The sequence below is a fragment of the Halomicrobium katesii DSM 19301 genome, assembly GCF_000379085.1.
GTDB classification, from domain to species: domain Archaea; phylum Halobacteriota; class Halobacteria; order Halobacteriales; family Haloarculaceae; genus Halomicrobium; species Halomicrobium katesii.
Map to the genome: position 1 here is coordinate 382,193 of NZ_KB905378.1, position 22,782 is coordinate 404,974.

General features: G+C 66.0%; 21 protein-coding genes and 1 pseudogene. 12 read left to right on the top strand and 10 right to left on the bottom strand.

Going from position 1 to position 22,782, the window contains the following annotated elements:
- Positions 1-53: 53 nt before the first annotated feature.
- Together HALKA_RS20685 and HALKA_RS0101940 are read right to left on the bottom strand one after the other, a co-directional pair.
- Positions 54-773, bottom strand: coding sequence for a hypothetical protein (locus HALKA_RS20685; RefSeq protein WP_155119348.1), 720 nt, complete (start codon positions 771-773; stop codon positions 54-56).
- 337 nt (positions 774-1,110) lie between these two features.
- Positions 1,111-1,701, bottom strand: a complete 591-nt coding sequence (locus tag HALKA_RS0101940; RefSeq protein ID WP_018256413.1) for an alpha/beta hydrolase — start codon at positions 1,699-1,701, stop codon at positions 1,111-1,113.
- Between the two features lie 59 nt (positions 1,702-1,760).
- On the opposite strand from HALKA_RS0101940, the gene HALKA_RS0101945 reads away from it, so the two are divergent.
- Together HALKA_RS0101945 and HALKA_RS0101950 are read left to right on the top strand one after the other, a co-directional pair.
- A complete protein-coding gene (locus tag HALKA_RS0101945) occupies positions 1,761-2,627 on the top strand; it encodes a PspA/IM30 family protein (RefSeq protein WP_018256414.1) in 867 nt (288 codons plus the stop codon).
- 87 nt (positions 2,628-2,714) lie between these two features.
- On the top strand, positions 2,715-3,746 hold the full coding sequence (locus HALKA_RS0101950) for a DUF7972 family membrane protein (RefSeq protein ID WP_018256415.1): 1,032 nt from the start codon (positions 2,715-2,717) through the stop codon (positions 3,744-3,746).
- On the opposite strand, the gene thrS is transcribed toward HALKA_RS0101950, so the two are convergent.
- A complete protein-coding gene (gene thrS / locus HALKA_RS0101955; RefSeq protein WP_018256416.1) occupies positions 3,747-5,669 on the bottom strand; it encodes a threonine--tRNA ligase in 1,923 nt (640 codons plus the stop codon).
- Positions 5,670-5,808: 139 nt separating this feature from the next.
- Here thrS and HALKA_RS0101960 point away from each other — a divergent pair, with 139 nt between their 5' ends.
- Complete coding sequence (locus HALKA_RS0101960) at positions 5,809-6,246, top strand: universal stress protein (RefSeq protein WP_018256417.1); 438 nt, start codon at positions 5,809-5,811, stop codon at positions 6,244-6,246.
- 145 nt (positions 6,247-6,391) lie between these two features.
- Positions 6,392-7,249: an RICIN domain-containing protein gene (locus HALKA_RS0101965; protein WP_245545308.1), complete on the top strand. Its 858-nt coding sequence runs from the start codon at positions 6,392-6,394 to the stop codon at positions 7,247-7,249.
- Positions 7,250-7,271: 22 nt separating this feature from the next.
- Here the strand turns inward: HALKA_RS0101965 and HALKA_RS0101970 are convergent, their stop codons facing one another.
- Positions 7,272-8,444 (bottom strand): DUF5305 domain-containing protein, encoded by a 1,173-nt coding sequence (locus tag HALKA_RS0101970; RefSeq protein ID WP_018256419.1) that lies wholly within the window; start codon positions 8,442-8,444, stop codon positions 7,272-7,274.
- A 334-nt stretch (positions 8,445-8,778) separates the two neighbouring features.
- On the opposite strand from HALKA_RS0101970, the gene HALKA_RS0101975 reads away from it, so the two are divergent.
- The 6 genes from HALKA_RS0101975 to HALKA_RS0102000 all read left to right on the top strand — a co-directional run bounded on the left by HALKA_RS0101975 (position 8,779) and on the right by HALKA_RS0102000 (position 15,588).
- On the top strand, positions 8,779-9,348 hold the full coding sequence (locus HALKA_RS0101975) for a hypothetical protein (protein ID WP_018256420.1): 570 nt from the start codon (positions 8,779-8,781) through the stop codon (positions 9,346-9,348).
- 87 nt (positions 9,349-9,435) lie between these two features.
- On the top strand, positions 9,436-10,935 hold the full coding sequence (locus HALKA_RS20695) for a CARDB domain-containing protein (protein WP_018256421.1): 1,500 nt from the start codon (positions 9,436-9,438) through the stop codon (positions 10,933-10,935).
- A 90-nt stretch (positions 10,936-11,025) separates the two neighbouring features.
- The gene (locus HALKA_RS0101985; RefSeq protein ID WP_018256422.1) at positions 11,026-11,913 is read left to right on the top strand and encodes a hypothetical protein; all 888 of its coding nucleotides are present in this window, start codon (positions 11,026-11,028) and stop codon (positions 11,911-11,913) included.
- Positions 11,914-11,955: 42 nt separating this feature from the next.
- On the top strand, positions 11,956-13,101 hold the full coding sequence (locus HALKA_RS0101990; protein WP_018256423.1) for a signal peptidase I: 1,146 nt from the start codon (positions 11,956-11,958) through the stop codon (positions 13,099-13,101).
- A gap of 123 nt (positions 13,102-13,224) precedes the next feature.
- Positions 13,225-13,737 (top strand): gamma carbonic anhydrase family protein, encoded by a 513-nt coding sequence (locus tag HALKA_RS0101995; RefSeq protein ID WP_018256424.1) that lies wholly within the window; start codon positions 13,225-13,227, stop codon positions 13,735-13,737.
- A 135-nt stretch (positions 13,738-13,872) separates the two neighbouring features.
- A complete protein-coding gene (locus tag HALKA_RS0102000) occupies positions 13,873-15,588 on the top strand; it encodes a glutamate-cysteine ligase family protein (protein ID WP_018256425.1) in 1,716 nt (571 codons plus the stop codon).
- Between the two features lie 138 nt (positions 15,589-15,726).
- On the opposite strand, the gene HALKA_RS0102005 is transcribed toward HALKA_RS0102000, so the two are convergent.
- The 4 genes from HALKA_RS0102005 to HALKA_RS0102020 are packed head-to-tail and all read right to left on the bottom strand — an operon-like array spanning position 15,727 to position 19,107.
- Positions 15,727-16,755: a dipeptide epimerase gene (locus tag HALKA_RS0102005; RefSeq protein WP_018256426.1), complete on the bottom strand. Its 1,029-nt coding sequence runs from the start codon at positions 16,753-16,755 to the stop codon at positions 15,727-15,729.
- Positions 16,752-17,765, bottom strand: coding sequence for an N-acetyltransferase DgcN family protein (locus HALKA_RS0102010; RefSeq protein ID WP_018256427.1), 1,014 nt, complete (start codon positions 17,763-17,765; stop codon positions 16,752-16,754). Before HALKA_RS0102010 ends, HALKA_RS0102005 begins: the two co-directional genes overlap by 4 nt.
- Positions 17,766-17,816: 51 nt before the next feature.
- A complete protein-coding gene (locus HALKA_RS0102015) occupies positions 17,817-18,710 on the bottom strand; it encodes a Vms1/Ankzf1 family peptidyl-tRNA hydrolase (protein WP_018256428.1) in 894 nt (297 codons plus the stop codon).
- A 52-nt stretch (positions 18,711-18,762) separates the two neighbouring features.
- A complete protein-coding gene (locus HALKA_RS0102020; protein WP_018256429.1) occupies positions 18,763-19,107 on the bottom strand; it encodes a DUF5802 family protein in 345 nt (114 codons plus the stop codon).
- A gap of 286 nt (positions 19,108-19,393) precedes the next feature.
- Here HALKA_RS0102020 and HALKA_RS0102025 point away from each other — a divergent pair, with 286 nt between their 5' ends.
- A complete protein-coding gene (locus HALKA_RS0102025; RefSeq protein ID WP_026190117.1) occupies positions 19,394-20,482 on the top strand; it encodes a hypothetical protein in 1,089 nt (362 codons plus the stop codon).
- Positions 20,483-20,537: 55 nt separating this feature from the next.
- Positions 20,538-21,194 (top strand): ArsR/SmtB family transcription factor, encoded by a 657-nt coding sequence (locus tag HALKA_RS0102030; RefSeq protein ID WP_018256431.1) that lies wholly within the window; start codon positions 20,538-20,540, stop codon positions 21,192-21,194.
- Here the strand turns inward: HALKA_RS0102030 and HALKA_RS0102035 are convergent.
- Positions 21,191-21,745 (bottom strand): DUF8526 domain-containing protein, encoded by a 555-nt coding sequence (locus HALKA_RS0102035; RefSeq protein WP_018256432.1) that lies wholly within the window; start codon positions 21,743-21,745, stop codon positions 21,191-21,193. The two genes, HALKA_RS0102030 and HALKA_RS0102035, sit on opposite strands and share 4 nt — an antisense overlap.
- Before the next feature lie 769 nt (positions 21,746-22,514).
- Positions 22,515-22,782 (bottom strand): annotated as a pseudogene (locus HALKA_RS20700) (IS701 family transposase); the annotation flags it as partial.

The following is a 22,782-nucleotide window of genomic DNA, read 5'->3' on the forward strand; positions in this document are numbered from 1 at the left end:
ATGATCGTGGCGTCGATGACCTCATGGAGGAGATCGATCACCTCTTCGTTCACTCAACAGCCGACGCTAACGTTCAAAGCTGAGTCGCTATAAGCAAGATTGTGCCTATATTCGAACTTAATGGGTGCTGCAGTTACATCATTGTCAGAGACATCTCTAAATTCATCATTAAGATGTACTGTGTGGTCTTTTGCAATATAATCCATGCTAGGAATCTTCATACTCGCAGCGATCCCATTGTTTGGGTCATAGTCTTCAAGTTCAACTTTCGGCCACTCTCCGTCTCGACCTCGCACTTCACTATGCGATATTCCAGCAGTGACAGTATCCTTATCCGAATCCTTTGCACTCCATTGGTTGGAATCTATGACGATACCACAGGCGTCATCAGCTTTGTGAGGATAGTGCCAGTTGCTTTCATCACCTCGTAGGTTTGCGTAGGCATCAACTTCATAGAGGATATCACCACGCTTACGGACATAAATATGGAAGGATGACTGATCTAAACTAATTTCTCTTTGTGTGCTAACGCCCCTATCTATATAATTATGTGAGCTATAATAATCGGATTCATGACTTTCGAGAAGTTCATCTACCTTCTTAAATTCCTCTTGGGCAACCAGCCGATCCATCTTTTTTTGTACATCCTCGTGACGACGTCGCTCTCCTGACTGGGCAGACGATATACCACACAATCCAGCTCCAAAAATAGCTGCACCTGCTGAAGTCATGAATTCTCTTCTGGAAGGGACAAATTCAGTTTGTCTTTTCATTGCAATTTCAATTAGGAAATAGGAGTGATATAAACTTTATGCTTGTCTGAAAAGATTAAGATATAGTATGAGAGATCATATCTAACAACTCAAATACTACATAGCCAGAGAGGCCGCTATCATAATGCAAAAATATATAAAATATAAAAATAGTATTAATACATGAACAACAATAGTATAAAGTACATCACGTGGATGTTGATATCCATTCAACTCACACTTCTTGCTGACCAGATCCCCGCTTCTGAGAGTGTATTCCTAACACTTGCCGCAGGTTCCATCACAGCGCTTGTCATAGCCACCCACCTAGTGGATGTTTCCAGATGACATCTGCCATTCATAGATGTATTTCGTTAAATGACGTGATCCACACACTAACACGCTCGCCCTGTCCCACGAAGTGGTGGTCCGCCGGCAGCGCTTCGACGGTACCGTCACGCTCGCGGGCGGCGTCGACCACGGGCCGCCAGTCGACGGTGTCGTCGCGCTCGCCGTAGCACACCTGGAGCGGGCAGTCGATGTCGCCGACGGCCGGCGGCGTCTCCGTGCCGTCGTCCAGTCGTGCCGGCGGCGCGAGCACCGAGACGGCGGCGGGCTGTGGGTCGGCTTCGGCCGCCGCGAGCAACGCGACGCCAGCGCCGAAACTGTAGCCAAAGAGCGCGACCGAGTCGAACCGCTCGCGGGCCCACTCCAGCGCCGCGAGACAGTCACGGCGCTCGCCGCGGCCCTCGTCCCACGGGCCGTAGTCGAAGCGGAGGCAGGCGACGCCACGATCCCCGAGCGCGTCGCTGACCGCCCGCAAGCGCCGGTCGCTACGAGAGCCGCCCATCTGGGGATGGGGCGGGCACGCGACGACGGCGCGGTCCGCACCAGAGCCGTCGAGGACGGCCCGCACGTCCCGTGGCCCCGGAATCGGAAGGCGTTCCACATTGTCCCTCTGGACAGACGGATGTAAGAATTTTAAGGCGCGCCCCCCGAACACGGGGTATGGGAATCCTCTCGCGCGCATCGTACGTCATCCGGTCGAAGCTGAACGCCGTCCTCAACAGCGCCGAGGACCCGAACGAGACGCTCGACTACTCCTACGAGCAACTGCGGGACGAACTCCAGGACGTGAAAGAAGGGATCGCCGACCTGACCACCCAGAAAAAGCGCCTGGAGATCCAGAAACGCAGACTCGAAGAGAACGTCGAGAATCACAACGAACAGGCCCGGCAGGCGATCGAGCAGGATCGCGAGGATCTGGCCCGGAAGGCCCTCGAAAAGAAAAAGCAGAAGATGAGCCAGATCGAGGAGCTCGACAGCCAGATCCAGCAGCTCCAGAGCCAGCAGGAGGGGCTCGTCGAACAGAAAGACCAGCTCCAGCAGCGCATCGAGCAGTTCAAGACCAAGAAAGAGACGATGAAGGCACGCTACGAGGCCGCCGAGGCCTCCAAGCGAGTCAACGAGGCGATGACGGGAGCCGGCGACGAGATGAAAGACGTGGGCCGTGCGATCGAGCGCGCGGAGGAACGCACCGAGAAGATGGAGGCCCGGTCCCAGGCGATGGACGAACTGCAAGACGAGGGCGTCTTCGAGGACGCGCTCAGCGACAAGGACCAGCTCGACCGCGAACTCGAAGAGATCCAGTCGAAAGGCGAGGTCGACGCCGAGCTCGACACGCTGAAAGCCGAGATGGGGAAAGGCGACGCCGACGAGACGACCGACGAGAGCGCAGACGCCGAGGTCACGACCGACGACCTCGAAGCCGAGCTGGCGGGCGGCAACGGCGAGGGCGACGTGGAGACGCCCGAAGTCTCCGACAGCGAAGTCGAGAGCGAGCTCGAAGACCTCAAAGAAGACGAACAGTCGTAGGACTCACTACCGAGCGCCACCGGCCGGAGCCACGCCGTCCGTCGCCCCGATCGGTTCTATAAGGGCGTGGCCTTCGAACGGACAGCTATGCCAGCCGCCGACAGCGACATCGGTGCCGGGACGATGCGAGAACGCGCCCAAGAGAGCCGGTGGAAGCTCTGGCTGTTGCTCGGCGCGGATCGGCGCGTGGTGGCGGCGCTCGCGCTCCTGTCGGTCTTCGTCGCGCTCGTGGGACTGAGTCAGGTCGTCGGGACCGACCTGCGGGCGGCCATGGGCAGCTCAGATCCCGTCGAGACGCTGTTCCAGGGACTGTTGACGGCGATCATCACCGGCGTCACGCTCGTCGTGACGCTCTCTCAGCTGGTGCTGTCACAGGAACTCGGGGCGCTGGGGGACCAACAGGAACGGATGGACGGTGCCATGTCGTTCCGGCGGTCGGTCGAATCGGTCGTCGACAGCGACGTGACGCCCCCGGATCCGGCGAGCTTTCTCCGGTCGCTCGTCGCGGCGGTCGGTCGCCAGGCCGCGACACTACAGACGGCGGTCGACGAAAGCGGCGACGAGCGACTGCGGTCGTTCGCCGACGACCTCCTCGCGGACGCCGACGCCGTCGGGGACGACCTCGACGGCTCCCAGTTCGGTACCTTCGAGGTCGTGTTCGCCGCACTGAACTTCAACTACGCGAGCAAGATCTACGAGGCACGCCGGCTGAGGGCGGCCGACGCGACCGGCGACGACGCTGCCGAGGCGCTCGACGACCTCGTCGAGACGCTGACCCTCTTCGGGCCGGCCCGCGAGCACGTCAAGACGCTGTACTTCCAGTGGGAACTGATCGAGCTCTCGCGGGCGATCGCGTACGCCGCCGTCCCGGCGCTGATCGTCTCGGCCGGCATGATCCTCTACGGCGGACAGGCGGCCGTCGTGCAGGGAGCCGTCCTCGGCGTCGACAGCGTCGTCTGGCTGGTCAGCGCCGCGACGACGATCGCGCTGGTCCCGTTCGTCGTCCTGCTGGCCTACATTCTGCGGATCGTCACCGTTGCGAAGCGGACGCTGTCGATCGGCCCGCTCGTCCTCAGAGACACCGTCCACTCCGGGGGCGACGAAAACGGAGACGCGTGACTACACGAGGTACGTGACGGCGGTGCGCTTCTGCTCGACCTCGCGTTCGAGGTGCTGCTCGAAGTCGGCCAGTTCGAGGTCTTTCTCCTCGCGTTCCTTGCGGTCCCGGACGGAGATGGTCCCGGCTGCCTCCTCGTCGTCGCCGATGATCATCATGTAGGGCACCTTGTCGTCGTGGGCGACCTGGATCTTCTTGCCGACCGTCCACGAGCGGTCCTCGATCTCGACGCGGAAGTCGTCGAGCTCCGCCGCGATCTCCTCGCAGTAGTCGATGTTGTCGTCGCTGACCGGGAGGATGCGGACCTGCTCGGGCGCGAGCCACGGCGGGAACTTCCCGTTGTAGTGCTCGATGAGCACCATGAAGAACCGCTCGTAGCTGCCATAGAGCGCGCGGTGGATCATCACCGGGCGGTGGTCTTCGTTGTCCTCGCCAGTGTAGGTCAGATCGAACCGGTCGGGCATGTTGAAGTCCAACTGGACGGTCGGGCCGTCCCAGTGGCGACCAAGCGCGTCCTCGAAGGCGAAGTCGATCTTCGGGCCGTAGAACGCGCCGTCGCCCTCTTCGACGACGTAGTCGATGCCCTCTTGCTCTAACACCGCTTCGAGCTGGGACTCTGCCTTCTCCCAGATCTCGTCGCTGCCGGTGGACTTCTCGGGGCGGGTGGCGAACTGGACCGTGTAATCCAGCGAGAAGGTGTCGAGGATGTCGAGGATGATGTCCATGATCGACAGGACCTCCGCCTCGATCTGGTCGGGCCGGACGAACAGGTGGCCGTCGTCGATCGTGAAGGACCACGTCCGCGAGAGCCCAGATAGCTCGCCGCGCTGTTCCTTGCGGTAGACCTTGCCGTCCTCGAAGTAGCGGATCGGCAGGTCCCGATAGGACCAGGACTGCTGGTCGAAGATCGTCGCGTGGCCCGGACAGTTCATCGGCTTGAGGCCGTACTCCTCGTCGTTGACGTCCAGCAGGAACATGTCGTCGACGTAGTTGTCGTAGTGGCCCGACTTCTTCCACAGCTCGGTGCGGAAGACGTGGGGCGTCTCGACCTCGTCGTAGCCGGCCTCGCGGTTCAGATCGGCGACGTACTCGGAGAGTTCGTTGAGGACCGTCTTCCCGTTGGGTTCGTACAGCGGGAGTCCCGGCCCCGTCGTCTCGTCGATGGAGAACAGGTCCATCTCCTGGCCGATCTTGCGGTGGTCGCGCTCCTTTGCCTTCCGGCGGCGTTCCATGTACTCGTCGAGCTCCTCCTCGGTCGGGAACGCGGTGCCGTACACCCGCGTGAGGGTGTCGTTGTCCTCGTCGCCGCGCCAGTAGGATGCCGACATCTCCAGCAGCGCGAAGCCGCCGATCTCGCCGGTCGACTCGACGTGGGGGCCCTGACAGAGGTCGTAAAACTCGCCCTGTTCGTAGAACGAGACGGGGTCCTCGCCGGCCGCCTCCGTCTCCAGGATCTCCTGCTTGTACTCGTTGTCCTCGTAGCGATCGAGCGCCGCCTCGCGGTCGAGCATGACGCGTTCGATGTCGAGGTCCTCCGCGATGATCTCGTGGGCCTCTTCCTCGATGTCTTCGAGGTCGTCCTCGTCGAGGTCGACGCCGGTCACGTCGTAGTAGAAGCCGTCGTCGGTCCACGGTCCCAGTGTCAGCTCCGCCTCCGGGTACAGTCGCTGGAGCGCCTGTGCGAAGACGTGTGCCGCCGAGTGGCGAAGCACGTCGACGTACTCGTCGGCCCCGTCTGTGACGATTTCGAGATCTGCATCGTCGGGCAGCGGGGTGCGTTTGTCGACGAGCTCACCGTCGACGACGCCGGCGACCGTGTCCGAGCCGAGACCCGGGCCGATCTCGTAGGCGGCGTCCTCGACGGTGGCCCCGGCATCGAGTTCGAGGGGGGAGCCATCCGGTAGCGTGACCGTGACCGTGCTCATGGACGGCACAAAACGGCACGGTGGGATAAGTGTATTGAGACGGAGTGGCTCAGTCGCTCCTCACTTGATCCAGTCAGGAGTCAGTGTCACCGCCACGACGGGGCCACACATATTGGGGAGGCCGACGAACGGGGGAACGATGGAGACGTACGACGACATTTTGCTGCCGACCGACGGAAGCAAGGGCACCGAAGAGACCGTTGGCCACGCGCTCACGCTGGCCCGGAACCACGACGCGACGCTGCACGTCCTGTACGTGGTCGACCGTCGGCGCTTCCTCGCGGCCGACAAGGAGACCCAGGACGACGTGATCGAGGCGCTGCGCGAACAGGGCGAGGTCGCGATCGACGACGTGACAGTCACCGCCGAGGACGCCGGGGTGACGGTCGAGACCGCGATGGAGGAGGGGATTCCGCACAAGACGATTCAGAAGTACGCGACGAACAACGACATCGACGTGGTCGCGATGGGGACCCACGGCCAGACGGGTCGTGATCGGGTCGCTACGCTCGGCAGCGTCACCGAACGCGTCTTGAAAGGCGTCGACGTGCCGGTGCTGGTCGTCAACATCGAGTGACCGATTTTGCCGCCCACAGGTGCCGGACCTGCACAGAGACAGCCAACGGCAGGGGGCGATATCGGCCGGTGAACGGAGAACAAGGTTAATGTGTCCGCCTCGGCAAGTTCTTGTTACCAACCGTATACGTCGGTGGTGACCGGTGGTGGACAGGCGAACGCTCACGCGTCGCGGTGCGCTGGCCCTCATGGGGAGCGGCGGCGCTCTCCTCGCGGGACAGACGCTCGGGCTGGCGAAGTCGACGGCGAATCGACAGACCTCCGTCGACGTCGTTTCCGACTCCGACGCGTTGCTCGGTATCGAGGGCACGTCGGGCTGTGGCGGCGGGCTCTCGCTCACGAACAACGGCCAGAACCAGTTCGTCGTCGAGATCGAGACCGACGCTATCGACGTGCTGCATCCGCGAACGGAACGACGGCGCAAGCGGGTCCAGTTCCCGCTGCCGCCGGGGTCCGACAACACCGTCGACGTGCAGTTCGCCCCGGCCGATGGCACCGCCGACGAGGTGCGAATTAGCGCGACGGGACAAGGCACGGAAGTCGATCTGACGCGACGGGTGACGACGCCACCGCTCGGTGAAGGACGGTATCGGCTCTCACCAGTGCATTCTGGTCTGTATCTGGGATACGACTCCGGCTGGTGGGGAGACGGCAGAGTCGAGCAAGTCGGTTACTCGACTTCGTGGATATTTACCCCGACCGACGACGGCTGTGCGTACACGATAGAGCACTATTGGCGTGACGGCGTCATCACGCCTGAGAACCGCGACAGCAGCGGGTCTGAGCTGATACTCGAATCTCCGGACGGAACGGAGTACCAGCGGTGGAACGTCGTGCCGATACCGAACGCACCAGACCAGTATCGGATCGAAAACGAGGGGAGCGGATACGTCATCGACATCGAGGGCGGTGATACCGAATCGGGCGGGGCGGCAATCCAGTGGTCCTGGAAAGGGTCGAATCCGAGCGTGAAAAACCAGTTCTGGAAGATAACACAGGTGTGAGCGCCGGAGACAGCGCGTCGACTCAGCTGTCGTCGTCTCTCGCCGAGTCCGGGCCGTCTTCGCCGACGGAGTCGGTCGCCCCGTTCGAGCCGTCACTCACCGACTCCGTCGAGCCGGTCGTCGAGGCTCGGGGCTCGTAGCAGTACCGCACCCGATCGACGAGTACCACGAACCGGCCGTCGTCGCCGTCCTCGATCACGCGGCGGTCGCTGTCGATCGCCACGTCAACCAGATCCTCCAGCGAGTCGACGGTGACGACGCGTTCGTCGTCGGCCGGTTCGGGGACGCGGCCGACCGAGATCCACTCGTCGAAGCGGTCGCGCGTCCGTTCGGTCCGTATCGCTGCGACCGTCTCGGGTGGGACGGCCAGCCGATCGCGGCGGTCGGCGACGACCAGTCCCGCCGCGGCGAGCAGCGAGAGGGCCGCGAACGCCCCGCCGCCGTAGATTCGGGCGCTGTTCTGCTCGACGGGGACGGAGACGGTCTCCGTGCTGATCGGCTCGTCTCGCGCACCCGTCGTGTTCGCCGCGACCGCGTACGTGGCGGTGGCCGGTCGGATCGTCAGTCGCTCGGTCCGGCTCCGTTCGAGTCGCTCTCCGTCCACGATCGTCGTCACGTTCGTGGTGACGAGGACGAACAGCTCGATGCGTCCCGGCGTCCCACCGAGTTCGCGCTCGATCTGCCTGGTCTCGTTGCGCTGCCGGGAGACGTTCACCCGAAAGCTCGTGCGTGCGCTCTCGCCGGGTGCGATCGTCGTCTCCGCCGAGGCCAGCGAGTCGGTGACGCGCCAGAACTCGGTGCGGTCGTCGCCGGTCCCGCCGACCGAGCGCTTGACCAGCTGTACGTCCGTCGCGACGGTCGCCGCCCCGGGAGCGCCCTCGTGTCGGAACCGGTGCTCGCCGGCCAGTGCCGGCGTCACGCGAAACAGGTACGCCGATCGGTTCCGGAGGATCGTGCCCGACTCGAAGGCCCGCGTCGAGCGCTCGACGGTGGCCTGGTGGGCGAACGAGCTGTCGGTCGTCCACGAGGCAGTGACGCGTTGCTCGGTCGTCGTGTCGGGCGCGCTGTACTCGGCGTAGGCGACGAACCCACCGGCCCCGGCCAGCACCAGACAGACGACCACCGCGATCGCGAGATGCTGTGCGATCAGGTGACGCGCTCGCAGTACCGACGCCGAACCGTCGCCCGTTCCCATTGCACGCTACTGTCTGGGCCACTACCAAAGACGTGACGGTCATACTGCCGGCTGTAACTGTGTCACGAGATTCGCGACCACGGGGTCGCGGAATGCTGTGCAGACGTACAGCCGGCAGTATCAGGATGACGACCGGCCCGACGGTTGCTTTCGCCCAAACATCACCGTTTTAATAGTACCATCACGCCGCCTTATTGCGGGTGTGACAACGACAAACACGCAATAGACGGTATGAAACGCTGGATATCTCGACTTCAGGAATCGAAAGACGCGCAAGCTATTTATGAATGGGTGAACATGTTACGATAACCACCTTGGTGGGTGGTCGTGAACTATGAATCGACGGAACCTACTCATCGGCATTGGCACAGCGGCAGTTGGAAGCGGCGCAGTCCTGGGCAGCGGTGCCCTGACAACGGTCGAAGCGGACCGAACGGTCGACGTCACCACCACCGGTGACGCGACCGGTCTGATCGGTCTCGCAGGAGACGGCACCTACGTCACGAACGACAACAGCGACACGCTGACCATCAACATCGGTGAGGCACTCGGTGCGAGTAGTGGTGGCGGTGCAGAGGGGCTGAACGACGACGCGACGACGATCATCGACTCCGTCGTCACGATCACGAACAACTCCGCGACCGACGTGGACATCCAGCTGAACGGGCCCTCGGGCGGTTCCGCCGGTGACAGCGCGACGATCGGTATCGGTACCGTCGGCGATCTCGACGCGATCGTGACGTTCGACCTCGATGGTACACAGAACCCGCTGACCGGCGGATCCTCGGGCAGCAGCGGAGGCTCGCTCGACCTCAAAGCGACGGTCAAGGCCGGCAAAGAAGTGCCGGACTCCCCCAGCACCGACGGAAACGGATCGCTCGTGATCGTCGCCAACGAGAACTGAGCTCGGTCTCCCGCCAGACAGACGACGCGGCCGTAGCGACTGCCCAGCCGACGGCAAAACGAGCTCGACGAATGATAAGGTAACGAGATGGACACTCACCGGTCGCTGTTCCTCGCACTCCTGGTAGTCGGCGCTTTCGCTATCGCCACGACCACTGGTGCGTTCGCAACCAGTGACGAGGCCGTGCGCGGCGTCTACCTCGATTCCGCTGACACGGCCAACGGAGCGCAGTACGCCGAGATCGGACCGGACGGGCAGCTTCGCGTCGAGATCTCGAACCTGAGTCCGGACTCGCGAACCGTCGTCGACGACGTGTTCGTCCTCGGCACCGATCTGGCGGAGGCCAGCGTCTGGATCGAAGACGACCGTTCTGCCGTCGATTTCTACCGGATGGACACCGGCGCGTCCGTCGAAGACGAGACCGATCCGGTGACGCTCACCGACGGCGAATCCGTGCGCGTCGGGTTCGCCGTCGAGAGCGGAGCGCCCGGCGTCGTCATGGAGTCGATCACGCTCCGCGCCGAGATCCCCGACGAGACCAGCGAAGGCGGGACCGGCGGCGGAGGTACTGGCGGTGGCGGAACGGGCGGCAGTGGAACGGGCGGCGGTGACACTGGCGGACCGCCAGTCTCGACCGCGACGCCGACGGATACCTCGACGCCGACCGAGACCACGGGCAGCAACGCGACCGACACCGCGACGCCGACGGAGTCGACGGGCGACGGCACCGCCACTCCCGGAACCGCGACGCCCACGCCGACCCGGACCGAGGTCGGTGGCGGCGGCCAGCCGACGGACGCGTCGACGGCGGGGATCGAAGTGGTCGGCCTGACGACCGACCCCGAGTCGCCGACCGTCGGCGAGACGATCACGGTGACGGCGACCGCCGAGAACCACGGGACCGACACCGCGACGACGACGGTCGAGATTCGCGGCGGTGGCGGCGTCATCGCGTCCGAGACGGTGACGCTGGAACCGGGCGAACGGACGACCGTCAGCGGCACCGTTAGCTTCGACGAGCCGGGATCGTACGAGATTCAGGGCCACAACGAGTCCGTGACGGTCACGGTCGGCGAGCAGAGCCAGTCGCCACTGGAGATCGGTGGCTTCGCGCCGGTGCTCCTGGGCGGACTGGTGGTGCTGGCCGCGGGTCTCCTCGCGTTCGTCCTGTGGCGGTCCGACGAGCACGACTTCGTCGTCGCCCTCGCCGACGAGAGCCCGGCGACGCTCGAACTCCTCGGCGGCGAGTCCGCCTCGGTCGGCGAGACCGAGGGCGGGAGGACGATACTGGGCTACGACGTGGCCGACGACGAGACCGTGACGCTCGATCCCGCGTTTACCGTCAGAAACGCGGGATCGAGCCCGGCGAGCGTACGGATCGTCGCCGTCGACGAAGAGGGAGCGCCCGTCACGGACGGCGTGGCCGTCCAGAGCACCGACGGCGTCGACGTGACCGACTTCCCCGACGACGATACGTCGTCCCACGCAATCGCGGCCGGTGGTTCCCTCGCCGTCCGGCTGGTGCTCGAAGCCGACGCCGTCGAGGCGATCGCGACCCTCCACGTCGAGACGGACGACGAGCGCTAGTCGACTCTGGGACCAAATCCAATTTTCAGCTCTGATATTTTGGCGAGAACGCTCAAGCGTGAGACGGGCGCATCTCCGATCGAGCTCGTTATGAGCAATCGGAGCACCGTCGAGAGTTCTGGCCGGATCTCGCCACGCTGGAGTGGCTTCCACCCGACCGACATCGCGGTCCTGTTTTCAGTTCCGATAGTGCTGGGCCTGGTCTTTCTCCTGCCGCTGTCGACGCGGCAGTCGCTGGTCTTCGAGTACACGGAACCGACGTTACTGACGGCGGCGACTGCGCCGTTCGTCCACCTCAGTACGTCCCACCTCGCGGTCAACGTTCTGGGCTACTTCCTCGTCGTCCCGGTGGCGTACCTGCTGAGCGTCGCGAGCGGGCGTCGGAGCCGCTTTTTCGCGGCCTTCTTCACGTTCGTCCTGGTGTTCCCGGTCTTGCTGTCGTACCTCAATCTGGCGGTCGTTCGTCCGGCCGCCGGCACCGGCTTCTCCGGAGTGACGATGGCCTTCGTCGGCTACCTCCCGCTGGCACTGGCAGACCACCTCGAAGTCCACGCCGACGTGGGGCCCAGTGAGACGGTCGCACCGACCCTCTTCTTCCTGGGTATCGCACTCGTCGCGGGGCTGAGCGTCCAGTCGGTCCAGCGAGATCGGGCGACGGTGTGGCTGGGCACTGCCGGACTGATCCTGACCGCGATCCTGGCGGCGCTGCTGTACTGGCTCTCGGCCCCGGATCGTGTGACGGATGTCGTCCAGAAGCTCCGCGGGATCTCCTATCGGCCGGGCAACGCCGAGCTACTGGGCTTTTCGGGCGTCGTCTTCGTCTCGTTTTTCTTCGTCGCGTTCCCGCCGACGGCAGCGACGGGGACGACCGTGGTCAACGTCTACGTTCACCTGCTGGGGTACGCGCTGGGGTTCATCGCGACGTACACGACCGTCGAAGTCGGGACTCAGTTGCCGGGCGAGGACACGCCGATCTGACGGCCGAGAACGCTTTTGTCGCTCGGGCGTCTACGTCGCCCCGTGTCAGTTCGCGCGACCGTCGGGACCGCGCTCGAAGTCGCCGCGATCGTCGCCGTCGCGGCGCTGGTACTCGGGGCGATCCTCGGCCAGCCGATCCTGTTTTCGTACGTCGAGACGGGGAGCATGGAACCGACGATCGACACCGGCGACGGCTTCGTCGCGGTGCCGTCGATCCTCGCCGGAAGCGTCGACGAAGGTGACGTGATCGTCTACGAGGCCAGCGAGCTCCAGGGCGGTGGGCTGACCACCCACCGCGTCGTCGGCGAGACCGACGAGGGGTACATCACGAAGGGCGACGCCAACCCCTTTACCGACCAGGACGGTCCCGAGCCCCCGGTGACCGACGATCAGATCGTCGCCCACGCGCTCCAGATCGACGGCACGGTCGTCGTCATCCCGGCGCTCGGCGTCGGAGTCGGTGCGGTCCAGGACAGCATTCTCGCGCTGCAGTCCGGCTTCGCCGAGCTCGTCGGCTTCGGCGATTCGCTGGACCGGCAGGGCTCGGGTGTCCTCCTCTTTGCCGTGGGGTTCGTGCTGTTCGCCCTCACGCTCGTGGTCGACGACGAACGAAAGCGCAGCACTGATCGGTCGCGCGACCGCCCCGGACTGCTCGACGCGCGAACGGCGACGATACTGCTGGTGCTCGCAGTGCTGGTCCCGGCCAACGCCGCCATGCTCGCGGGCGGCGGAACGCAGGAGCTGGTCGTCGACGGCGACACCGTCGCCCAGAGCCCGGACATCGTCCCCGGCGACGACGCCACCTGGGAGATCGGTGTCGACAACTACGGACTGGTCCCGATCGTGCTCGTGTTCGAGGGAGAGAGTGCCGGCACCAGCGTCCTCGACGAGCAACTGACCGTGGGGCCCGGACAGGCCGCGACGCTGTCGGTGTCGGCGACCGCACCCGAACCGGGCGAGCAGACGGTCCTGTCGGTGACGGAGTATCGCTATCTCCACGTGCTGCCCGCCCCAGTCGTCGCCGCGCTCCACGAGCGACACCCGCTGCTCGCACTCGCCGCGGTCAACGCCGTGCTGGTGGGCGTCACGACGCTCGTGGTGAGTCGCGTCGTCGGGTTCCGGACCGTCAGGGTCCGCGAGGGCGGGAACGCGTCACTGGGGACCAGACTCCGCCGTCGGTGGGGATGACACTCCCGTCTGTGGCACCCACTGGATAGTCGCGACTCGGTGAACTGATCGGCCCGCAAGACTCTGGCCGAGACCCATATAGTTCGACCGACACTTTTTGCCGACCGCCTCCCTACACCGTGTATGGACAGTCGCGAGTACTCGTTCGAAGGGGAGACGCCGACGATCAACGGCTACGCACACGTCAGCAGCGACGCGACCGTCGTCGGCGACGTGCGTATCGAGGCCAACGCGAACGTCTGGCCCGGCGTCGTTCTCCGGGGAGACGTGGGGCCGGTCGAGGTGGGACGAGAGAGCGCCATCGGCGACAACGCCACGCTACACGCCTCGACGGTCGGCGAGAATGTGATGGTCGGACACGGGGCCGTGCTCAACGACGCGACCGTCGAGGACGGCGCGCTCGTCGGGTTCAACTCGACGGTCAGCGAGGCGACGATCGGCTCCGGTTCCATCGTCGCGATGGGGACGGTCGTGCCGCCGGGATACGACGTCCCCCCGGACTCGTTCGTCCGTGGGAGCCCCGCCTCCGTGACGCCGCTGTCCGAGACGACCATCGATCCCGAAGCCGTGTTCGAAGCCTTCTCGTCTGGCGACTACGCCAACCTCGCGGCCCGCCACGAGGAGCTGTTCGAGTAGCGCGGGACCGGCCGGGGCGAGCACGGATCGCGCAGACGCGAGTTCGGCGAGTCGCTCGCCGCCGCGAGGTCGATGTCTCGGCACTCTGACCCAAGAGGCACAACACTAATTCCCCCGGTCGCGCATACCACTGCCATGGACGACGTGGTCGACCTGGTGAGACGGTCGCTGTCGGGGGAGCGCGACGCGGAGTTTCGTGAACGGATCGCCGAGCAGGCCGACCAGCTGCGCGACGCGATCGAGGCGGGCGCGTTCGACAACGAGGACTTCGCGATCGGACTCGAAGTCGAGGTGTACGCGATCGACGCCGAGCCGGAACCCGTCGCGAACGACCCGGAGGCGGCGGCTCGGGCGAGCGAGGCGGCGCTGGACGACGACCTGAGCGGGGGGAGCGGCGGCCTCGGTTCGCTGGAGCCAGCCGGCGACCGGGACGACGACGCGCCGCTGGAACCGGACGACACCGGCGGGCAGGGCGAGGAGCCGTACATGGACCCCGACGACTGGGAGGGGCGACTCGCCGAGCTCCCGGAGTCGATCTTCGGGACCGCTGCGGCCAAGGAGCTGGGCGTCCACAACGCGGAGATCAACACCGATCCCGACGTGCTCGGTCCGACCGGGCTGGCGGTCCAGACGACCTCGATCGAGATGCGCATCAAGAAGGCCCGCGACGCGGCCCGCCAGGAGAACCGGACGCTCGTCCTCGACGCGATGTGGACGATCCCGCCAGCGGAGGGGAGCGTGTCGTACCTCTCGGGCGTCGAGGAACGCGACGGGATCGTCTTCGCCCGGAACATGCGACAGGATCCCCGCTACGTGGCGCTGGACAACGAGGCGCTGGCTCATGCCGGCGGCGAGATCGACTTCTCGGTGCCCGGCGCGAGTCACTCGTTCCCGACGATCCTCTTCGAGTCCCTGACCGCCTCGATCCAGCCACACCTCCAGATCCCCGACAGCGACGCGTTTCCGGCCTACTACAACGCGGCGATCCGGACGCTGGGGCCGATGGTCGCGCTGACGGCGAACTCGCCGCTCCTGCCGGCGGACATGTACGACGCGGTCGAGGACCCGCGGGCGCTGCTGGAAGACACCCACCACGAGCTGCGGATCGCCGCCTTCGAGCAGTCGGTCAACACCAGCGAGAACCCCAAGGTACGGGTCCCCAGCGACATCGAGACGACGACCGAGGTCGTCGACCGCGTCGTCGAGGACGACCTGTTCGCCCCGTTCCTCCGGGAGTGGATCGAGGAGGGCTCTCGGGGCGGACTCCACGACACCTACTGGGAGTTCGACCACAAGCGGGGGACCTACTGGCGGTGGCTGCGCTGCGTGATCGGGGGCGATCCCGTCGACGGAGCCGGTGACGAGCGGTCCCTGCGCATCGAGTATCGGCCGATCCCCACCCAGCCGACGGTCGCGGACACGATCGCCGTCCAGGTGCTGACGGCCGGCCTGCTCCGCGGGCTGGTCGTCGCCGACCATCCGCTCGCGGAACTCCCCTGGCAGGACGCAGAGGCGAGCTTCTACAGCGCCGCCCGCGAGGGGCCAGACGCCGACCTGGCCTGGGTGACCGCCGACGGCCAGCGCACGACCGACCACGACGCGATCTACGACGAGGTGTTCGAGTACGCCCGGCGGGGACTGGCGAGCCAGGACGTTCCCGAGAGTCAGATCGACGAGATGCTGGCACCGATCGAGCGGCGACGGGCACTCGGGACGACGCCGAGCCGGTGGAAGCTCGATCGGGTCGGCGAGTACCTCTCGGAGCACGACCTGCCCGACGCGATCTGTGAGGCCCAGCGCGACTACTACGAACTGAGCCGCGAGCACGACACGTTCGCCGACTGGCTGTGATACTGCCGGCTGTCCCTTCGTTCGGATATTCGCCACTCCGGGGTGGCAAAATCCGTGACAGATGTACAGCCGGTCGTACGAGCGACTGTCCGCCCTCGGCAGACGGCGTCTCTCTGACGGACGGCCCGACCGACAGTCTCAGCACCGGCGAGCGCCCGTCCCCCGCGTGACGCTCCCGAGGTCTGCGCGTCCGCCGTCGAGGGAAACGCCGGCGTACGGGTCTCTCGACAGGAGCGCCGCCCCGTCGAGGTCGGCGTACTCGACGAGCGGCGCGAGGTGCCAGGCCGGCGCGATCGACGCGTTCGATTCGAGCATACAGCCGAGCATCACGTCGAGCCCGTGTGCGTGCGCGGCGTGGATCTGTTCGACTGCGGGACGGACGCCGCCACACTTCATCAGCTTCACCGTCACGAGGTCGCAGGCGTCGGCCACGCGCGGCACGTCCGGGGCGGCGACACAGCTCTCGTCGGCACAGATCGGCAGCGACGTGGCGCTGGCGACCCGTTCCAGTCCGTCCAGATCGTCGGCCGCTACCGGTTGTTCGAGGAACTGCACGTCACGCTCGGCCAGCCAGCCGGCCCGCTCGATGGCTTCCGCGGGGCTCCACGCGCAGTTGGCGTCGACCCGCAGCGTCGCGTCGGGCGCGCCGCGCCGGACCGCTCGAATGCGACTCCGATCGTCGTCGGTCCCGACTTTCACTTTCAGCGTGTCGTAGCCGGCCGCTACCGCGCGCTCGGCTCGCTCGGCCATCGTCTCGGGGTCGGCGATGGCGACCGTGTACGAGGTTCGGGGGGCCGCCGCCGGATCGAGCCCCCACTGCCGATAGCAGGGGACGCAGAGGTCCCGCGCCGCCAGGTCCGCGAGCGCCGTCGAGACGGCCGCCCGGGCAGCAGCGGCGTCGAGAAGCCGTGTCGCGAGCGCGTTCGCGACCCGCTGGCCCGCGTGGGGATCGTCCCACGCTTCGACGACCGGGAGGAGATCTTCGAGGGCGTCACGGACCGAGGCCGCCGTCTCGCCGTAGTACTCGCTGGGCGCTGCGCCGCCCACGCCGGTAGTGCCTTCGTGTGTTATTTCGACCGTCACGACGGCTGCGGTCGTCGTGGTGCCACGCGCGATCCCGAACGGATCGTCAGTCGGCAGCTCGTGGCGCTGGAACGAGAGCCTCACGTCACCACCGCCAGGAGGTCCTCGTCGACGCCGAACCGGACCGGATCAGTCGCGGGAACGCCCAGCTCGTCGGCGTACGTCGAGACCGCACGATCGGCGGCCGCGGGCCGCAACGACTGCGTGTTGAGCGTGCCGGCGACGACGGGCGCGTCCGCGATCGGGGCAGCGACCGACTCGTAGAGGCCGGCGTACTCCGCGACCGGCGGAATCGCGGTGTCCTCGTACCCGTTGACCGCGGTCCGCCCCGCGACGTGACAGAGCACGAGCCGGTCCGGTCGCGCGCCGTGGAGGATGCTCGTCGTCACGCCGGAGTACGCTGGGTGTGCCAGTGCCCCCTGTCCCTCGACGATCAGCAGGTCGTGGTCCTCGGCCGCCGTTTCGACGAGTCGCTCGACGGCACCGGCGGCGAAGTCGGCGATCACTCGGTCGACGACGATCCCCCAGCCTTCGATCAGGACGCCGGTCTGCCCGGTCGGGACGACTGCGGTGTCGATCCCCAGTGCCCGGGCGGCGTCGCGAAGCTCGTAGCTGGCGGTCATCTTCCCCGACGAGCAGTCGGTCCCGACGGTCAGGACCACGTCGGCGTCGACCTCGCCCGCGGTCCCGTCGGCGACCGACAGGTCACTGGGCGGGTCGCGCAGATCCCGCAGTTCGCAGTCGTGCTGTTCGGCCAGCGTCGAAAGCTCCGGGTCGTCGGCCAGAAACGCGTGGAGCCCGGCGATCACGTCGCAGCCGCGTTCGATCGCCGTCCGAACGTCCGGCCGCCACGACTCGACGAACCCGCCGCCGATCGGTGCGATCCCGATCACCAGCGCGTCGACCGCCGGCGCGTCGTCCATGCGCTCGACGATCGGGGCGTCTTGCACCTCCGCCACGTGGTCGTTCACGCGGTCGCCAGCGGTGTCGCGGTCGATCACCGCCCGCACGTTCTGATCGCCGTAGCGCAACACGCCCACGGCCGTCTTCGCCCGTCCGGGGAACTGTCCGTGAGCGAGCAGTGCGATGTCCATAGGTCGTTCCTCGCACGCCCACCGAGTAAAACCTCGCCCGGCGGCCGACGGTCACAGCACCCGCAACCGGACGCGCCAGAACTCGTGGACGGCGTCCGCGAGCGCCGTCTCGGGCTCGCCGGTCGCGTCGACGGGCTGGGTCGCGTCGGCTCGGTCGGCGAACTTCGGGAGCAGGCTGCGCTCGCCGACGACGTAGAGGCGCTCGGCGTCGCGCTCCTCGATGGCGGCCAGACAGCGGTCGACGTGGGAGTCGATCTGGGCGTCCCGGAGGCGTTCGAAGCGCGCCTGCGAGAAGCCCCCCTTCGAGTGCTGGCTCTTGAGTTCGGAGTCGAAGCCGTGGAAGGCGGTCCGATCCCGACCCTCGTACTCGCCGAGCGCGAACAGGTCGGAGCGCACGAGCGCGACCGCGTACTCACCCGTCGGCTCGAACCACGTGCGATCGATCGCGAACCCGTCGCGCCACTCGGCGAACGGTTCGGGCGAGACGGGCGTCGAGAGGGTCGTCCCGACGAGACCAGCGTCGTCGACGACGAGCAGGCAGGGAGCGGCCCGTCGGACGAGCGGGGCGTCGTCGCCGACCGCGTCCCGGACGGCGGCGGGGAGGTCGTGTTCGTCGGCGACGTAGGCGGTCAGTGCCCCCTCCGGACCGGTCTCGACGGAGTCGAGCCGATCGAGGACAGCGCTCAGCCGATCGCCCGAGAGCGTCTCCTCACGGCGGAACTCGCCGCGTCCGGACCGGCCTTGCTGGCGCTGGACGCGGTCTTCGAGCTCGGTCACGCGGTCTTCGAGCCGGTTGACGCGCTCTTCGGCGTCCTGGCGGTCGCTGACGGCGTCTGCACGACGGTCCTGCTCGGCGTCGAGCTGGCGCTGGAGGTGGCGTTTCTCCTCCTCTAGCTCCTCGATGCGCCCTTTCAGCGATCGCCGGCCGAACAGCTCTTCGAGCATCGACTGAGACCGGAACGGCCTGACGTATAAACGTTCACACCGCGTCCAGCGCTCAGAACGCGGTCCCGGTCATCGAGAGGAGCTGTCGAGCCCGGTCGGCCTTCGCGAGCAGGACCTCCTGGAGCGTCGGTGGGTTTGCCACGTCGACCTCGGCGAGCACGTCCTCCGGCACGGCGAGCGTGTCGGCGGGCACCGTCTCGTCGCCCTCGACCGCGAGGTGACGGGTGCCGAGCTTGACGACGAGCGGACGGTCTGTCCGCTCTATGCCCTCGCCGTCGGTGTACAGCTGTCGGTTGACCAGCTCGTGTTGCTCGCGGCACATGGCCGGCGAGCCGTCCGCACTGGGCTCGACGTACAGTCGCCCCAGATAGTAGCCACGCGAGAATCGTTCGAACATACAGTACGATTCGTGGTATGTGTTACCATGATATAAACCCTCGCCGTGAACGGTATCACGTCGGGCAACCACGCCGCTGGCCGCGTCGTCCGACAGACCGCCCTCGCGCGCTCGCTCGGGCGGCGATAGCGGGTCGCACCGCTCGACGGGGCCGAATAAACGCTCTCGACGCCGCAGGGGCGTTCAAACAGCAGCGTAAACGGTTCATAGCCGACGCCTGCGCGCGCTGAACAGTGCGAACAGTGAGTATCGTTTTTTATGCACTCCCGACCACATGCAGGTGGACATGAACAGTCGGCAGGCCACATTCGTCGTCGTCCTCGCGGTCGTCGCCGTCGGCGTGGCGGCGCTTCCGGCGAGCGGGGCGAACGCGCAGGCCACCAACGAGACAGCCGAGAACGGGACCGAGGCGGACATGGGGGCACAGCTGACGGCCTTCATGCAGGCCAGCGCCGCCGAGACCAACGACACGGTCGAGTCGGGGATGTGGGCCGCCGGCTTCGAGCGGGCAAACGAGTCCGAGCAGGCGCGGCTGGCGACCGACAGGACGAGCGAGATCGAGCAGCGACTCCAGCGCCTCCAGGAGCGCAACCGGACGCTCACAGAGCGCTACGAGAACCGCTCGATCGAGGAAACCGAGTATCTGGTCCGGACCAGCCGACTCGCCGGCGAGATCAACGCGCTCCGGCACAGCGTCAACGACACCGCGACCGCAGCACGTACCGCGGGCGTCGACCCGGCGGGAATCGAACGGCTCCGAGGGCAGGCTCGAAACGTCACGACGAGCGACGTACCGGGCGTCGCTCGCGGTGTCGCGACCGGACGGGGGCCACCGGCAAGCGCCGGGCCACCGGACTTGATCGGCGACGGACAGGGGCCGCCAGACGAGGCCGGTCCGCCGTCGGACGACAACGCGACGCGAGGACCGGCCGCCAACGCGACGCGCGGGCCGGAAACCGGCGATCGAGGGCCCGCTAACGGGACCGCGGGCGACGGACCGGCGTCCGAGAGAGAACGACCCGGCGGTGGGCCGCCCGACGAGGCCAGCCCGGCAAACGGCGGCGCTGACAGGGGTGGGACGACAGACCCTAGGCGCGGGGGTGTGCAAAACGGGTCCGACGGTGGGACGGCGGACGGCGGCTCCGAAACGACAGACCAGTCCACAGCCACCGAGCCCGACGCGGGATCGACGGACGACACCGATCAGAGCACGAGCGACGACTCGAACCGGGGCGACGGCGAGTCGGCGAGCGGCGACGGCCCCAGCGACGACTCTGGCGCTGGGTCGTCCGGAAACGGACCATCTGACGACGGTCCGCCCGGGGGCGACTCCTCGGGAGAACCGCCGGACGACGCCCCTGGAAACGGCCAGTAATCCCCATCGGGCGAGGGGACACCCTTTTCCCCACTGGTAGCCTACCCCGGGGTGAATGGACTCCGCCGAGCTGCTCGATCTCCTCGGGAACGCGAACCGTCGTCGCATCTTGCGCCTGTTAGCACACAAACCCTGCTACGTGACCGAGATCAGCGAGTACATCGGCGTCAGCCCGAAAGCCGTCATCGACCACCTCCAGAAGCTCGAAGACGCGGGGCTCATCGAGAGCCGGACCGACGACCAGCGGCGCAAGTACTTCTCGATCGCGCGCAACCTCCGGCTGGAAGTCCGGGTCTCGCCCTACGAGTTCGGCACCAAGAGCGCGTACCCGACCCGCAGGGGCTTCGACATGAGCTCCTGTCGACACCTCACCATCGACGTGGGCGACGACGACGGCGACGACTTACAGTCACTCGCCAGCGACCTGGAGCGGCTCGAACAGCTCGAAAACGAGCTGTCGCTGGCCCAGCGCTGGGTCCAGGGCCAGGTGACCGACCTCCGAGAGCGCATCAGCGAGCGCATCGACGACGGCCGGGAAGACGGCCGCCTCTCCGCCGAGATCGTCAGCGCGCTCGCGAACGGCGTCCAGTCGGTCGAGCGAATCAGCGGCGAGGTCGAGGCCCCACCGGAACTCGTCGAGGACGCGCTGGCGTGGCTCGCCGAAGAGGGCATCGTCGAGCGCCACGCCGACGGCTGGCAACTCGCCGACTAGAGGTCCCGCGTCAGCCCGTCGCGGAGGTCACGGCCGGCGTAGTGGCCCACCAGCGCGGCCAGCCCGCCGGCGACGCCGCCCGCGACCGGTACGAGTCCGCCGGAGACGACCGAGAGCGTGATCGATCCCAGTACGGTCGTCAGGACGCCGACCAGTGCCCCGGCAGCGCCCGCCTCAGCGTACCGTGCATCGGTCGAGACCACGCCCAGTACGAACAGCACCGCCAGCACGCCGACAACGCCGCTCAGGGGTCCCAGCGGGAGCGCCCCGCCGACCACGAACGTCCCCACGAGCGCGCCCACGAGCTGGAGGGCGAAAGACGTGACCGAGAAGGCGTCGGCGGCGCGACCGCGGATCCCACCCGTGTCCGTGGCCTGTTCGGCCACCTCGGTCTCAGCGCTCTCGGTCCCGAAGTCGGTGAAGTCAGTGTCGAAGCCGCCGTCGAGTCCGCCGGCCTCGTCTGTGCCGCCGATCGACGCGTCCGTCTCGCCCACACCGACCTCGTCGACCGTCTTCTCCTCGATCGTCAGATCGTCGGTGCGCTCGCTCATACACCACACTGTGAGCGCCTGGGGTATGGGCCTTTCTCCCCCGTCGGCCGGTCGTGTTCAGATAAGAGATCAGTGCAGGCAGTCTGAAGCACCGAAAGGGCGAGTACAGTTGCGGGAACCCCGACGAAGGTGAGCCGAACGAAGAGAGGCGAACGTCGAGAGAGCTTGCTCTCTCGGAACAAGCACGCAAAGCGCGCACAGCGAGTCGTGGGACCGCAACTGTACGAGGGCTTTCGGTGTCTCCAACTCAGAAAATGCAGCGGCTTATCTGAACACTACCCGTCGGTACCCGTCCGCAATGAGCAACCGTCTTTGTCGGGGACTCACTACGATCGAGTGGCCGATGACGAGCGATTGCGGTTCCGAGTGTGGATGACCACCGCGCAGTGACGAACCCTATGAGTGCCGAGGCCAGCTTTCCGTCCGCACATTTCGAGAAAGACGTCAACGAACGTCAGAGAATCGCGTCTGTTACCGTCTGAGAGAGATCGTAACAACCAGCGACGATAGCTCGTCGCAACGTTCGGACAGAGAACGCTAAACGACCTAGAGAACGGGTCTGGCGAAAAGTCAGCGGAGACTCAGAGGGGACGGGGTTTGCCACCCACGCGACGTGGGACCCGACAAAACGCCGAGGGTGGGGCCATACGACCGATAGTGACACACTATTGAGCAAAATTTGAAACGAATAGCCCATCTTGAGGGTGTCATAGAAGTCTTCACACACTATGGTCGAGATTGTGATTGTTATAGAGCGTTACTAGCTTACTCAGCTTTGAACGTTAGCGTCGGCTGTTGAGTGAACGAAGAGGTGATCGATCTCCTCCATGAGGTCATCGACGCCACGATCATTGTTGTCTCGAACCCACGAGAGGAGGTTGTAAACGGCTTCTTTCAGGGAGTGCTCAAGGTTCGCTCGAAGCGATGACGCTTTCGAGCGAACCGTCCCCAAGGCGCTCGATTCGGGATCAAGACGAACGAGACTGTAGGCAGCCATCAGAAGGTGCCAGTGCCGACTGGCACCTTCGTCGGTCTGC

Bases quoted from the DNA above. Each gene is read 5' to 3' on its own strand.
- HALKA_RS0101945 (WP_018256414.1), top strand. From the start codon at position 1,761: ATGGGAATCCTCTCGCGCGCATCGTACGTCATCCGGTCGAAGCTGAAC.
- HALKA_RS0102015 (WP_018256428.1), bottom strand. From the start codon at position 18,710: ATGCTCGAAGAGCTGTTCGGCCGGCGATCGCTGAAAGGGCGCATCGAG.
- HALKA_RS0102025 (WP_026190117.1), top strand. From the start codon at position 19,394: ATGAACAGTCGGCAGGCCACATTCGTCGTCGTCCTCGCGGTCGTCGCC.
- HALKA_RS0101970 (WP_018256419.1), bottom strand. From the start codon at position 8,444: ATGGGAACGGGCGACGGTTCGGCGTCGGTACTGCGAGCGCGTCACCTG.
- HALKA_RS0102000 (WP_018256425.1), top strand. From the start codon at position 13,873: ATGGACGACGTGGTCGACCTGGTGAGACGGTCGCTGTCGGGGGAGCGC.
- HALKA_RS0101975 (WP_018256420.1), top strand. From the start codon at position 8,779: ATGAATCGACGGAACCTACTCATCGGCATTGGCACAGCGGCAGTTGGA.
- HALKA_RS20695 (WP_018256421.1), top strand. From the start codon at position 9,436: ATGGACACTCACCGGTCGCTGTTCCTCGCACTCCTGGTAGTCGGCGCT.
- HALKA_RS0101960 (WP_018256417.1), top strand. From the start codon at position 5,809: ATGGAGACGTACGACGACATTTTGCTGCCGACCGACGGAAGCAAGGGC.
- HALKA_RS20685 (WP_155119348.1), bottom strand. From the start codon at position 773: ATGAAAAGACAAACTGAATTTGTCCCTTCCAGAAGAGAATTCATGACT.
- HALKA_RS0102030 (WP_018256431.1), top strand. From the start codon at position 20,538: ATGGACTCCGCCGAGCTGCTCGATCTCCTCGGGAACGCGAACCGTCGT.
- HALKA_RS0102035 (WP_018256432.1), bottom strand. From the start codon at position 21,745: ATGAGCGAGCGCACCGACGATCTGACGATCGAGGAGAAGACGGTCGAC.
- HALKA_RS0101995 (WP_018256424.1), top strand. From the start codon at position 13,225: ATGGACAGTCGCGAGTACTCGTTCGAAGGGGAGACGCCGACGATCAAC.
- HALKA_RS0101985 (WP_018256422.1), top strand. From the start codon at position 11,026: ATGAGCAATCGGAGCACCGTCGAGAGTTCTGGCCGGATCTCGCCACGC.
- HALKA_RS0101950 (WP_018256415.1), top strand. From the start codon at position 2,715: ATGCCAGCCGCCGACAGCGACATCGGTGCCGGGACGATGCGAGAACGC.
- HALKA_RS0102010 (WP_018256427.1), bottom strand. From the start codon at position 17,765: ATGGACATCGCACTGCTCGCTCACGGACAGTTCCCCGGACGGGCGAAG.
- thrS (WP_018256416.1), bottom strand. From the start codon at position 5,669: ATGAGCACGGTCACGGTCACGCTACCGGATGGCTCCCCCCTCGAACTC.
- HALKA_RS0102020 (WP_018256429.1), bottom strand. From the start codon at position 19,107: ATGTTCGAACGATTCTCGCGTGGCTACTATCTGGGGCGACTGTACGTC.